We start from the raw sequence: 14,119 nt of genomic DNA on the forward strand, positions 1-14,119 counted from the left end.
ATTGCTTCAATGCATTGCCCGCTAAATTGAGGGAATATCCTACATCTGTATGTGAAACGGGTTTATTGCTGATTACCTGATGCTTAGTCGCCAAATATTACCGTTACCCTTATCGGTAAGCACATAAACCGAGCCATCAGGAGCCTGCTCTACGTCTCTTATCCTGGCGCCAAGTTCGATCCTTTCTACTTCTTCGGCATTTTGTCCATCAATCCTTACTCTTACGATGGCCTGGGCTGTAAGGCCCCCGATAAGCAAGCTTCCCTGCCATTCGGGAAACATTTCACCAGTATAAAAAACCATGCCTGAAGGTGAAATAACGGGGGTCCAGTGAATCAAAGCATCAGTAAACTCCGGGCGTGTAGGAGGGTCAGGGATATCCTTCCCATCGTAGTGTTCGCCCCAACTGACAACAGGCCATCCATGGTTTTTCCCCGCCTCAGGCTGATTAAGCTCGTCTCCACCTTTAGGGCCCATTTCAGCAATCCAAAGCCGGCCCTGATCATCAAAAGCTGCACTTTCAATGTTGCGGTGGCCATACGACCATATTTCGGGCTTTGCATTTTGCTGGTTGATAAAAGGGTTGTCGGAAGGCGTGGAACCATCAGGATTGATACGAACAATAGCGCCCATGTGATTGGAAAGATCCTGAGCTGGATCAAACTTAAATCTTTCTCCCATTGTTAAGAACAGCTTACCGTCCTGTGAAAATACTATTCGTCCCCCAAAGTGGTTCTGACCGTCTACTTTAGGCTCCTGCCTGAAAAGTACCGTGAATTCTTTAATACTATTTCCATCCAGCTTGCCGCGACCTACAGCGGTTGAAGCCATATTGCTTTGTCCGGGTTCTGAAAAGGCCAGGTAAACAAGCTGGTTGTTCTTAAAATCGGGATCCAGGGCTACATCCAAAAGGCCGCCCTGACCCTTGGCAAATACTTTGGGTGTACCATTGAGAGGTTCTGAAAGGGCATTGCCAGAGCTGAGTATCCTCAAATTTCCGGAACGCTCTGTTACCAGCAGCCGCCCATCAGGAAGAAAGGCCATACCCCAGGGGTGATTAAGGCCGTCAGTAAGATCCTCCACCTGGATCTCTCCGTTATCGGCTTCAGTATTTTGATCCTGAGAGCAGGCTGATCCGAAACTTAGTACAAGGGTTATAATTACAGTTATACAGATCGAGTGCGCATTATGTCTTTTCATGGCTCGCAGTTTTTAATATAACCGACCTAAATGGAGAAAGTTATAGCTAGTACACTGTTTTAAATGGAAACTCTCTATTTCGGAAGGGTGAAAATGAATTTCGATCCGTTTATTCCATCAGATTCGACCCAAATGGAGCCGCCCTGCTCTTCAATGATCTTTTTGACTATGGAAAGCCCAATGCCAGTGCTTTCAGTGGTGTCTTTTGGTTGCAGTGTTTGGAATATCATGAAGATTTTTTCATGATATTCCTCTGCAATGCCTGGGCCATCGTCTTTAACAGAGAAATAGTGAAATTTTTGATCGCTATGGTATGCTATAGTGATATTTCCGGTATCCCTGTTATGGTATTTAATGGCATTGCTGATCAGATTAGTGAAAACCTGTTCTGTCCATGTCCGGTTGGTTTGTATCACCGGAAAATCGCCTGTCACCTCTACATTGAAACCATCAGGAATACTGAGTATACTTAATACTTCATTGATCAGTTCCCCGGATGACACGGTTTCTTTTTCGGCAGACATGCGTCCTACCCGTGAATACTGCAAGATCCCGTCTATAAGATCTTTCATCCTGCTCACCCGGCTTTTAAGAAGAGTAAAATTACTCTTCACTTCTTCATTAGTATTTTCCTCCAGGTCTTCTTCAATCCACTCCGAAAGGCTGGCTATACCTCGCAGAGGCGCTTTTAAGTCATGAGATACTACATAGGCAAACTGGTCCAGTTCTCTGTTAATTTTAGTGAGGCTTTGTGTTTTTTCCTGTACCTGCAGCTCCAGAGCTGCTTTTTGAGCCTTAACTACCCTCATTCTTACTAAATATACAGAGATGAGAATACCCACAGCCAGCAATGCTACTGCTACCTTAAAAAACCAAGTATCCCAAAAAGGTGGTGTAATGATGATCTTCAGTGAAGCAGCATCTTCATTCCAGACACCATCGTTGTTGCTGCCTTTCACTTTGAAAATATATTCTCCCGGGTCCAGGTTGGTATAGGTGGCTTTTCTTTCGGGTCCTGCCTCAATCCAATGGTCCTGGAGGCCTTCCAATATGTATTTGTATTGGTTGTTGTATGATTTCCTGTAGTTGAGCGCTACGTAATCCAGGTTGATGTAGTTTTGCTTGTAGTTAAATGTGATTTGGCTCGTATATAAAAGGCTCTTTCTTAGAGGACCATCTTTGCTGACGGGTATTACCTGGTTGAACAACCTGAGCTCTGTAATGTATACGGGAGGGATGTATTCATTGCTTTTGATATTTTCAGGTAGAAACATGTTATATCCGTTGATGCCGCCAAAAAGTAACTCTCCTGTAGACAGCCGCCTGTAGGCCCATCTGTTGAACTGGTTGCTTTGCAGCCCATCATGAAGCCCATAATTTTTAAATGTTTTCTCTTCAGGATTGAACATGCTCAAACCTTCGTTTGTACTCAGCCAGATGTTGGTATTATTGTCTTCCAGTATACCCATAATAACATTATTGGGCAGTCCGTCCTGCTTGCGGAATACTTCAAAGGTTGCTGTTTCACGGTTAAACATGCACAATCCGCCACCGTTTGTCCCTATCCATAATCTGTTTTTTGAATCTTCATACAAAGAGTATATGGAATTGACCGGAAGGCTGCCATTGTTAATGCCGCTGGATCCATAGTGGGTAAATTTCTCAGTAATAGGATCGAACATATCGAGTCCGTTTTGACCGGTACCTACCCATATTTTACCCAAGTGGTCCTCATACATGCATACCACAATAGCATAGCTTATATCATTGCGATCATTTTTATAGGTATACTGTGTGAAATTATCTTTGTCTTTGTTGTATCTGCTGAAGCCGTTGTTCCAGGTGCCTATCCAAATGTTGCCCTGGCTGTCTTCCATTATATCAAAAATGTAATCGCCACTGAGGCTATTAGGATCATCCGGGTTATTTTTATAATGTCGATACTCATCAGTTTCGGGATTGTAAACAGTAACCCCACCGGCCCAACTGCCTATCCATAAATTTCCTGAGCGGTCCACTTCCAGGGCCAATACTTTGTTGCTCCCTATGCTATTCGGTTTGTCCGCCCTGTGCATCAATAATTTAGTAAAATCATTTTTTCCCCTGTCAAAGTAGTTAACACCGCCTCCATCTGTACCTACCCAGTAATTGCCTTTCTGATCTTCAGCAAATGACGTAACATTATTGTTACTCAGCCCTTTACCGCCCTTGTGTCTGATGTGCTTAAATGAATATTTGTCCTTGTCAAATATATTGATCCCTCCAAACCTCGTGCCGACCCAGAGCCTGTTATTTACATCTATAAAAGTGCAGGTAGTAATGTTACTGCTCAGGCTGTGTACGTTTTCGGGGTCATGGAAGTATTTTTTAAAAACCCCGGTTTTTCTGTTCATTACATTCAATCCGTTATCAGTATTGATCAGTAGCTGACCTTCAGCATCTTCATTAATACTGGTAACATAACTATCCGACAAGCTTAAAGAGTCCGTTCTTTCATATGGATACCGGACAAATGTGCTATCCGATGGATTGAAGCGGTTGATCCCGCCACAGAAGGTGCCTACCCATATAGTCTTGTCGCTGTCTTCATAAAAAGAGGTCACATGGCTACAGCTAATAGTGGTGATGTCCTCCCGATCATGCTTGTAATTGATGAATTTCTCTGTTTCAGGATTAAAATAGCTGATGCCTGCATGTGTGCCTATCCACAGGTTTCCCAGATGGTCCTCTATCATTGCAGAATTGGCAATATTATCGTGTATCAGGGAATTGGCTTCACCGTCTTTTTGTACGTATCTTTTGAATGTCCCGGTTTCTTTTATAAAGAGATTGAGACCGTAGGAAGTACCTACCCAAAGCCGGCCTTTGGAATCGAAAAGTAACGCGTTGACGACATTTCCACTCAGCGATTGGTTGTTAGCAGGGTCATGTAGAAATCTTTTAAAAACACCATATTCCCTGTCATAGAGGTTCAGGCCACCGTATGTAGCCAGCCAGATGTCTCCATTGACATCTAATTTAATATCGTTTATCAAGTCATTGCTAATGGTGGTGCTATCATTGGCATCATTTCTGAATATTTTAAAATTGTACCCGTCATACATATTCAGGCCGTCTTCCGTGCCTATCCAGATAAAACCTAGGCTATCCTGCACTATTGACCATATATTCGCCTGAGAGAGCCCGTCATGGTTACTGAGCCTGTCAAAAATATAATCCTGCCCACGAAGGTTTGCCAGAAACGTGAAGTTGAAGAGAAAGAGAATAATGACAAACCGAAGAAATGATCTAAAACAAAAAATGGTCATAAACAGATAAAAATCAGGTCTCCCTGCCTATTGTGATTAAGACGTTAGCCCGTAAGCTAGCTACAATTGATCTAATGAATTTGATAAAAACGAGCCAGAACATACATCTGTAGGTGAAGTATTGCTTTTTGTGCGGAAATAGTACCCGTATGACTGTTAGCTAAATCTGATATTGTCATTATAATTCTTAGTTTCTTAATTTAGACCTGTAACAGATATTTCTCATGAGAAATTCCAGAAGAGACTTTATAAAATCAGCAGGAGCGGCAACTCTTCTTTTGTCCTCTGCACCTGCCGTTTTTTCAGGAGTATTTACTTCGAAATATAAGGAGAAATTAGGGGTGGCTTTAGTTGGGTTAGGCTATTACAGCACCGATCTGCTCGCCCCGGCTTTGCAACTGACTCAGTACTGTGAACTGAAGGGAATTGTGACCGGCAGCCCATGGAAAATTCCTGTATGGCAAAAGAAGTATGGCATTGCAGACAAAAATGTTTACAACTATGAAACCATGCATCAAATTGCCAATAACCCCGATATTGATGTGATCTACATTGTTTTGCCTACCGGTTTGCACAGTAAGTATAGCATAATAGCAGCAAATGCAGGTAAGCACGTGTGGTGCGAAAAGCCGATGGCCAGAACGGCTGCTGAGTGTGAAGCCATTATTGCTGCCTGTAATGAAAATAAAGTCAGGCTCAGCATAGGTTACAGAATGCAGCATGAACCCAATACCCGGACAATAATCGAGTTTGCCAAACAAAATGCCTACGGACATATAAGTAGGGTAAAGGCCGAAGCGGGTTATTATGATGGCCGGTCAGATCACTGGAAGCAAAAGAAAGCAATGGGAGGAGGGGCAATGTACGACATGGGTGTATATCCACTAAATGCTGCACGATATGCCACGCAAATGGAACCGATAGCTGTAATCGCAAGACATGAGACCAACAGGCCGGAGATTTACTATGAAGTGGACGAAACTACTTATTTTACATTGGAATTTCCTCATGGCGTTGTTGCCGATTGTGCTACCAGTCTGGGAAAAGGTATGAATGAACTCCGCGTAGATAGCAGTAAAGGCTGGTATGAACTGATACCATTTCAGGCTTATTCAGGTATCCAAGGGCGGACAAGTGATGGCAAAAGACTGAACGAGTCAATTGCCAACCAACAGGCCAGGCAAATGGATAATGATGCCCTGGCTATCATGAACAAGACAAATGTGATTGTTCCCGGTGAGGAAGGACTAAGGGATCTCAGAATAGTTGAAGCTGTTTACAAGTCTGCCAGCCTGGGGCAGCGGGTTACTCTATAACTTTTATAATCGTAAACGTTTGTAATTGCGGGAGCAGCGGGAAAGCTTAAAATGCCGGGCTTTTTGATTGGAAATTAGCCTGTGAAACGCGAAAATTGTATAGAGGAGCATGCATATCTACATCATAATAGGACCATCCGGAGTAGGTAAAACGACCATAGGCACACTGCTAAGTCGTAGGCTGAACCTGCCATTTTACGATGCTGATGACTTTCATCCAGAAAACAACATCAACAAGATGAAGGCAGGTATACCACTGTGTGATGAGGACCGTTTTCCCTGGCTTAATACTTTATCCGATAGCATTAAAAAATGGCATACCGGTACTGGAGCGGTGGTGGCGTGTTCGGCACTTAAAGAAAAATACCGAAGGCAACTGATGTCTATTCCTGACAAGTACACCACCTGGATCTACCTGCGCGGCAATGAAAGCCTGATCAGGGGCAGGCTGGCAAACAGAAAGCGGCACTTTTTTAACAAAGAACTGCTCAGCTCACAATACAGTGAGTTGGAAGTACCGGAATATGGCTGTCATATTGATGTCAACAAAGGTCCCCAGGACGTTGTTGATGAAATATTGGAATGTATCAACAAAAAAAAATGAACAACCATGAGTACGCGATCCGAATTCGGCTTGATAGGCCTTGGTGTGATGGGGAAGAGTCTGGCGCAGAATATTGCCGGTAAAGGTATCCGGCTCTCAGTCTACAACCGCCATATTACAGGCAAGGAGGAGGGAATTGCCGAAGATTTTGTGTCGTTACACACCCAATATACTGGCTTGCAGGGATTTGATGACATCAGTCAATTCATAGATTCACTTGAAACACCCCGGTCGATTCTACTCATGGTTAACGCCGGGCCGGCAGTCGATCAGGTAATAGCAACGCTTCTTCCTTTGCTGAGCGCAGGTGATATGATCATCGATGGTGGAAATTCACACTATAAGGATACCGAACGCAGGGAAGTTGCTCTGCGGGAGAACGGGATCTATTTTCTTGGTGTGGGCATATCAGGAGGAGAGGAAGGGGCGCTTCACGGCCCGTCACTGATGCCGGGAGGAAGTAAGAAAGCCTACGATAATGTAGGAAGGTACCTGGAATCTATAGCGGCAAGAGATAAAAACGGAAGGCCATGCTGCACTTATGTAGGGCCACAGGGTGCAGGCCATTTTGTTAAAATGACTCACAATGGTATTGAATATGCGGAAATGCAGCTCTTGGCCGAGGTTTATCACCTACTGCGATATTATCTGGGAAAGTCGCCAGAAGACATTTCTAATATTTTTGAAGAATGGAAAATTCACGGCCTTAACAGCTATATTCTGGAAATAACGATCGATATTCTACGTACTAAAGAGGGGGGAGAGCTACTTCTGGACAAGATACTGGATGCGGCAGAGCAGAAAAGTACCGGTGGCTGGACGGTTGAAGCTGCATTTGAACTAGGCACTCCATTAGGGGCTGTTTCTGAGGCTGTTATGGCGAGATTTTTGTCTGCTGAAAAAGAACAACGCCTAAAGGCAGTGAATGTGTATAGCAACGGAAAGCAGGCAGCACAACAAACGGCCTCTCCAAACTTTGCCGACAAATTGAAAAAAGGCTATGAAGCCGCCCGTATCATTAACCATGCTACAGGTTTTCTCCTATTAAAAAAAGCCTCCGAAAGGTACAGTTGGAACCTTAGTCTTTCCGAAATAGCACGGATTTGGACCAATGGCTGTATTATCCGGTCTGCATTAATGGAGATACTAGTAGAAGTGCTGATGAAGGAAACAGACATACTACAGCATCCGAATATGGTTGCTATGATGAGCGACCGGGTCGAGGATATAAAAACAGTTGTTGCGGAAGGACTCGGTGCCGGTCACGCTTTGCCCGTGCTGAGTGCTTCGCTAAATCATTTCCTGGGTTATACTACCGGACTATCTCCGGCTAATCTCATACAGGCACAGAGGGATTATTTTGGCGCTCATACCTACCAACGAGTGGATAGGCCTCTGACAGAGCACTTTCACACCCAATGGAAATAATATAACTATATGGACTATCAATTGCTACTGGCGGCAGTAGGAGGTATAGCTCTGCTGCTCTTCCTCATCCTTTACCTGAAGATACAGGCTTTTCTTTCATTACTCATTGTCAGCATGTTTGTAGGTGTGGTCTCCGGTATGCCTCCGGAAGATATACTGAACCACATGAAAGATGGGATGGCCGGTACCCTGGGTTTTGTGGCTACTGTAGTGGGGTTAGGCGCCTTATTTGGAGCAATATTGGAATATTCAGGAGGGGCACAGCGCCTGGCAAGCTATATGCTCGGTAAAATGGGTATAAAAAAAGCGCCATGGGCCGTTATGGTCACTGGTTTCATTGTAGCAATTCCGGTATTCTTCGATGTAGCGTTTATTATATTGGTGCCTGTGATATTTGCATTAAAGCAGCGTACGGGCAAATCATTGTTGCTTTTTGCTATTCCTCTGTTGGCAGGGCTGGCGATCACCCATAGCTTTATTCCGCCCACACCAGGTCCGGTGGCAGTGGCTGATATACTGGGTGCTGATCTGGGCTGGGTGATCATAACAGGTTTTATCACAGGTATTCCCGCGGCTGTGGTGGCAGGACCACTCTTCGCTAGTTATATCAGCCGTAAGATCGACCTCCCTCTTCCGGATAGCTACATCGAACAAGAAAAAGAGAACGGGGATGCTCCGCCTCCATGGCTCATCCTTTCCATCATTACCTTGCCCATCCTTCTCATCGTGGCAAGAACGATGGTGGAAAGTCCTTTTATCAAACAGACTGAAATACCAGGGATAGTCTCTTACATTATAATATTGATTGGGCACCCTTTTACTGCGTTGATCATCGCTAATCTGGTAGCCTGGTATTGGTTAGGCGTCAGCAGAGGAGCTACCAAAACAGAATTGCTAAAGATCTCTTCAAAGTCATTATATCCTGCAGGAGTTATTATCCTGCTTACCGGAGCGGGGGGTGCATTTAAGCAGATACTGGTGACTTCGGGTGTTGGCACTATGTTGGTAGAGTCGTTGAGTGGAGACCTGTTTTCACCGGTTTTGTTTGCTTTTATCATCGCTGCCATAGTGCGTATTATGCAGGGGTCTGCTACTGTAGCTATGATCACCGCTGCGGGAATAACGGCCCCGCTTCTGATGGGGAGCAGCTTTGGTGACATACAGAAAGCTGTATTGGTAATAGCCATTGCCTCGGGCGCTACTATTCTTTCACATGTCAACGATAGCGGTTTTTGGCTGGTGAGCCAATACTTGGGGATGTCGGAAAAGCAAACCTTTAGATCGTGGACCGTGATGACTACCTTGATTGCAGTGACAGGCCTTATCGTAAGCCTGCTACTGTGGCTGGTAGTTTAAATTGTGTCTAAGAAAAACGCCATTGTCTACGTTACGCTTTCCCCAGAAATGGGCTTCCTGAGTTGTTAGGAACTCTGCTTTTTTGGACTTCATCCCGCTCTTTAGAGGGAAAGTTTTCTTAAAGCCACTTAGAGTTTTCTTGCATCTACTGAACTGGCTTGCGGCTCCAATCAATCATACTTCCCGTTGAGCCATTCCCAAAACCTGATGATGGGATTGCTATGTTTCTTAATTAACCTTTTACGGCTTGCCGGCTCCTGCTTTTTTGCCGGTTTTTTTGAAGGCTTCTTCTTTATTTTTTCTTGAGGGGCGCTTTTTACCTGCTCTTCGTAAAATCGCTTCTTCTTATCTTTGAGCTTTTTCTCCCGTTCCCTTTTCTTCCTGAGCGCCTCTCTTTCCTGTCGCTTTAGCTTTTGTTCATAAGATTCCGTCTTCTTGCGCTTGGTTTGGCGTTTCTGAGATTTCCTGTCCTGGGTATCCTTTTTCCTGTTTCGTGAAGGCGCTGATACTTGTTGGTCGTTACTCTCATCAGTTTTTTCCTCCTTCTTTGGAGGTTCAGGAAGCTCTATTTTTCCTAACACTTTAATCCCTTCAAGCTTGATCTTTTTGGCTCTTATTACCTCTGTTTGCTGCTTATCCTCTTCGCTTTGTGTTTCTTTCGTATCTTCTATATGCACCTCGCCCGGTTGTTCATCTTTGGCGCTTTGCACCGCAGGTTCAGCTTCCTGAGGTTCAATGAACTCTGAATTTTCACTGGCGCCTTGGGTAGAAAGCAGGGGTTCTGTCGTTTCTTCTGAGCTTTCCTCTATTTTTTTGTCTTCCTCTAATTGTTCATTGGGGTTGCCGAAGTGGTTGTAAATCAGTTGCGTATGTTCTTCATTTACTTTAGCATTGCTACTTTGTCCGATGTCTACACCCTGGCCGGATAAGAATCGGATGATCTCATTTTGTGTCACCCCAAGTTTACGGGCCAATTGTACCAGCCTCATATTACACTCTTTTTTTGGCGGCAAAAATATGACGTTTTGAGCATCCATGCCATCAATTATGACATTAAAAACACTTAGGTGCGTAATTGGAAGGTATAGAGGGTTTTAGTGATCACCTACCGTTCATTAGCTGCCAACAGTTTGATATAATTAAGCACAGCTCTGATCTCTCCATAGGTAAATTCGTCACCAAGCTTCTCTTTTATTTGAGATGCAGACTCATCAGCAACCGTTTCGATAACCTGGCGGATCATGGCTATTTTATCCTTGCTCACAAGCGCTTCTATGTCTATTTGACCGGAAGTAATAAAAGACGCCAGGTGACCTTCTATGGTACCGGCTGAAAGGTTTCTCTCTTGTGCAATATCTTCTATGCTCTTTCCTTCCTTAAACATACTTAGGGAGAGGCGGTGGCTTTCACCCTTCAGCGGTTTGCTGCTAACCTCTTCCTTTGCCTTACTGGCCATGGCCATGGCATTTAATTTATGACTGGTTCTTATTTCTTCAAGTAGCTTCACTGGGTCAACATTATTGATCAAACCATGAGTTACCTTGGTGAGCTGTTCGATCTGTTGCTTTTTTGCATTAAATGCATTGGTAAGCTTCACAACATCTTGCAAATACTTCTTCACCTTAGGCTGCTTTTTTACCTGGACAATATGACTTTCAAGCGGAGCTAATAATTCTATTTGCAGTTGATCACAAAAGTATTCCTCGGCAGCCTTCACTCTTTCACAGATATGTTGATAGCCATCTTTTTCGGCTTTTGACAGCAGTTTTTGCAATTGAATAGTAAATTTCCCTGCCGTTTCCTCCTGTCGCTTTATAGCGATAGATAAGTCGTTCGCCATGGCCTCCGCTTCTTTCAAAACAGGAATTCTGCGGTTTTCCAGATCATTTTTAAAATTTTCTATTGCTACTGAAAGCATATTCCAGTCAAAACCATCCAGCAACATTTGATACATATATTGACGCTGTGCCATTTTTAACTCCCTTAGCATATCGGGCTCATCGAGCGCTGTTTTAGAAAAAGCATTGGCTTCTTCATCAGTGCTTATGCAGTCAGGCGTGATGGGAGAGTAAAGTACCAGTCCGTCAAGAGATGTAAGTCGGCTGAGTGCAACATATACCTGACCTGCGGCAAAAGAAGCGCCTGCGTCAATAATAGCTTTGTTAAAGGTTAAGCCCTGACTTTTGTGTATGGTGATGGCCCACGCCAATCTGAGAGGGAACTGTGAAAATGACCCTATCACTTGTTCTTCCACTTCGTCTGCTTCCTGATTATAGGTATACCGGATGTTTTCCCATATCTCCTTTTCAACTTGAAACTTACCAGGCTCACCCGGGAAGGTCACATATATCTCGTTTTTGTTTAATCGTGATACTGTACCGATCTTTCCGTTGTAGTACCTGCGTGATTCGCCTTTGTCGTTTCTGATGAACATTACCTGTGCGCCTTTCTTCAATTTAAGCTGGCGCTCGGCAGGAAGGGCGGATTCATTAAATGTGCCATCAATTTGTGCTTCGTAGGTGAATAGCGGATCCGAAATCGCATCGAGCTCTTTTTGGTTGATCACATCGGCCTTAGAATTATGCGTGGTAAGGATAATATACTCGCCCTTTCTTTCCGGTTTAAAATCAGGATGATAATACTTCTGAAGAAGTTGAATATCTTTATTGGTTATCAGGTCGTTACGTAGGTTGTTCAACAGACTTATAAAAGCTTCATCGCTCTGTCTGTAGATCTTTTTAAGCTCCATGTATAAGGGCGGAGATTGTCTGAGGGCATGTGCATGGAAGAAAAACGAACCTCTGTAGTGATCCTTCAAAATTCTCCAGTCCTCGTCCTTCATGACGGGTGGCAACTGAAAGAGATCTCCTATGTATAGCATTTGTACTCCACCAAAGGGCAGGTGGGGTTTATGCCTGATGTGCCTCAGCACCACATCCACCGCATCTAACAAGTCAGCGCGTACCATCGAAACCTCATCGATAACCAGAAGATCCAATCCCCGGATCAGCTTGCGTTTGTCTTTATTGATGCGCAGATGCTTCAGGAGGCTCGTTTTGTTGTGTACGTTGGTCGTGGTATGAACCTCTACCGGCTGCGATGCTGGCGAAAAAATACCGAATGGCAACTGAAATAATGAATGAATAGTTACACCACCGGCATTAATGGCTGCAACACCTGTTGGAGCTACTATTGCCAGCTTCTTAGGGCTATTCTCTTTGATATACTTCAGAAATGTGGTTTTGCCGGTACCGGCTTTTCCGGTAAGGAACAAGTGTCTGCCCGTTTGGTTGACAAACTGCACGGCCATTTCAAAGTTCTTGTTTAACGGATCATGTTCCATGATTTAAAGTAAATGGTATTCCTCCATGTATCCAAAGTATAGAGTGAATCTATTACAGTTTTTCAGGCACTGGCGTAAGTGTTAAGCGGTAGCGTCACTTGTGCTACAATATTGTAAGTATCAGACTTACGTTTCCAATTTTTAATAGCTTAAGTCTGAAGACTTAGTGGTTCATGAGTCCGAGTCATCGCTGCGCTAAAGACTTGAACTATATTTTCTATTAAAACTTTTCTCCTTTGGCTATTCTGTTGATGGCTTCAGCCATTCGCTCTATTTTCAGGTCTTCTGTCTTTACTCCATATATCCAATCCACATATTTCTTGCGCTCCGGGTCTGATAGCTTCTTGAAATACTCCCATGCATCAGGATCATCTCTGAGGCAGGTGATAAATTCCTCGGGCACCTCTGTGGGACCATTATCTTCATAAAGCACTATTTTCACCCAATCCCCAGCCTCTTTTTTGATCTTTTTGCGAATAGGGGCTTTTACCGGCAGAAATAATTGTCCATTGCCCATAGGCATCAGGTGATATTGTCTGATCTCAAAATCATCAATGAACCCACTTACTTTTCTCCAGCCGAAAGGATTTGTCTTTACCGGTTGCACATCCGGAAGACGAGCATAAGTCCAGCCTCCTTTGCCAGGAAACCTTTCCAGTTGTACATTGCTGTCTACTAATATTTCACCTGTCGGGTTCATTGTCGCACGCTGGTTTAAAGTTAGACAGGGAATATTTGTTTGAGGTCCGGAAGTTGTAGTGCCACCATTCTGTAGTGATCGGGTTAAACCCAAAAGACTGCATGACAGTCTTTAGCAACTTTCTATTCGCCAGCACTGTATCAGGAAGGTTGGTGTATGCATGATGAGCTTCTTTCCCAAAAAAATCAAAGGACGTACCCATATCCAGCTCTTTTCCCTGATCATCTACTAAAGTGATGTCTACCGCACCACCTCTGTTGTGAATAGATCCTGTAGTATAAGGATTGGCCACATATCTGGCATCTGGGTAGATCTCCCACATCTGTTTTTGAACATCTACAGGCCGATAGCAATCAAAAAACTTGATATGAACGCCATATATCTGCAGAGAATCATTCGCCCGGATCAGCGCATCAGCTACTTCTTTGCGGACCAGGCAATTGCCGCAGTCGTAGACAACTTTTTTGAGGAAGTTGTCGGAAGTGGCATATTTCATATCGTATGAAAAGCCACCAGCGTACTCTTTTAAAGATACAAATGCGGTGTCGTGTAACGAAGCAATCAGATGCGGCTCCGCCTCTTTTCGAAGGTCTTTTGCTGTGTCAGCCGAAACATACCTATCAGTCTGCTCTACCTCTGTAGAAGGACTACTGCAACCGAACAGGCAGGTGAAGAGAAAGGTTATGTAGACGGTTTTTGAGGTCATAGCATACGATTATGGGTTGCGGAACTATAAGCCCCCAATTATCGGAAAGTGAGTGAATTAAATCAATGTTTTGACTAAATAGTGTCTGTAAGAAAACGCCAATGTCTGCGTTACACTCGGCCCAAAAATGCTCACGTATCTCAGTACGCTCCGCTTTT

At 44.0% G+C, this 14,119-nt stretch carries 10 protein-coding genes; 4 read left to right on the forward strand and 6 right to left on the reverse strand.

Translation table 11 applies throughout. The features are described from left to right. Positions 1–72: 72 nt before the first annotated feature. Together C900_RS02615 and C900_RS02620 are read right to left on the reverse strand one after the other, a co-directional pair. Complete coding sequence (locus C900_RS02615) at positions 73–1,200, reverse strand: PQQ-dependent sugar dehydrogenase (RefSeq protein ID WP_009578007.1); 1,128 nt, start codon at positions 1,198–1,200, stop codon at positions 73–75. Positions 1,201–1,274: 74 nt separating this feature from the next. Beyond that, entirely contained in the window at positions 1,275–4,508 is a 3,234-nt protein-coding gene (locus tag C900_RS02620; protein ID WP_040495321.1) for a ligand-binding sensor domain-containing protein, read from the reverse strand. A 224-nt stretch (positions 4,509–4,732) separates the two neighbouring features. Here C900_RS02620 and C900_RS02625 point away from each other — a divergent pair, with 224 nt between their 5' ends. The 4 genes from C900_RS02625 (at position 4,733) to C900_RS02640 (ending at position 9,212) form a co-directional block, all read left to right on the forward strand. Further along, the gene (locus tag C900_RS02625) at positions 4,733–5,824 is read left to right on the forward strand and encodes a Gfo/Idh/MocA family protein (protein WP_009578009.1); all 1,092 of its coding nucleotides are present in this window, start codon (positions 4,733–4,735) and stop codon (positions 5,822–5,824) included. Positions 5,825–5,933: 109 nt separating this feature from the next. Further along, the gene (locus C900_RS30505; RefSeq protein WP_009578010.1) at positions 5,934–6,428 is read left to right on the forward strand and encodes a gluconokinase; all 495 of its coding nucleotides are present in this window, start codon (positions 5,934–5,936) and stop codon (positions 6,426–6,428) included. 6 nt (positions 6,429–6,434) lie between these two features. After that, positions 6,435–7,856 (forward strand): NADP-dependent phosphogluconate dehydrogenase, encoded by a 1,422-nt coding sequence (gndA, locus tag C900_RS02635; RefSeq protein ID WP_083867416.1) that lies wholly within the window; start codon positions 6,435–6,437, stop codon positions 7,854–7,856. Between the two features lie 9 nt (positions 7,857–7,865). Then, complete coding sequence (locus C900_RS02640; RefSeq protein WP_009578012.1) at positions 7,866–9,212, forward strand: GntP family permease; 1,347 nt, start codon at positions 7,866–7,868, stop codon at positions 9,210–9,212. A 170-nt stretch (positions 9,213–9,382) separates the two neighbouring features. Here the strand turns inward: C900_RS02640 and C900_RS02645 are convergent, their stop codons facing one another. From C900_RS02645 to C900_RS02660, 4 genes are all read right to left on the reverse strand, one after another. Then, entirely contained in the window at positions 9,383–10,201 is an 819-nt protein-coding gene (locus C900_RS02645) for a translation initiation factor IF-2 N-terminal domain-containing protein (protein WP_009578013.1), read from the reverse strand. Between the two features lie 116 nt (positions 10,202–10,317). Continuing rightward, complete coding sequence (locus tag C900_RS02650) at positions 10,318–12,555, reverse strand: helix-turn-helix domain-containing protein (protein ID WP_009578014.1); 2,238 nt, start codon at positions 12,553–12,555, stop codon at positions 10,318–10,320. A gap of 220 nt (positions 12,556–12,775) precedes the next feature. Beyond that, the gene (locus C900_RS02655) at positions 12,776–13,255 is read right to left on the reverse strand and encodes a YdeI/OmpD-associated family protein (protein ID WP_009578015.1); all 480 of its coding nucleotides are present in this window, start codon (positions 13,253–13,255) and stop codon (positions 12,776–12,778) included. Beyond that, entirely contained in the window at positions 13,239–13,961 is a 723-nt protein-coding gene (locus C900_RS02660) for a M15 family metallopeptidase (RefSeq protein ID WP_009578016.1), read from the reverse strand. The genes C900_RS02655 and C900_RS02660 overlap by 17 nt, the downstream gene beginning before the upstream one ends. Between the last annotated feature and the right edge of the window lie 158 nt (positions 13,962–14,119).

It is taken from the genome of Fulvivirga imtechensis AK7, from assembly GCF_000331535.1.
GTDB classification, from domain to species: Bacteria; Bacteroidota; Bacteroidia; order Cytophagales; family Cyclobacteriaceae; genus Fulvivirga; species Fulvivirga imtechensis.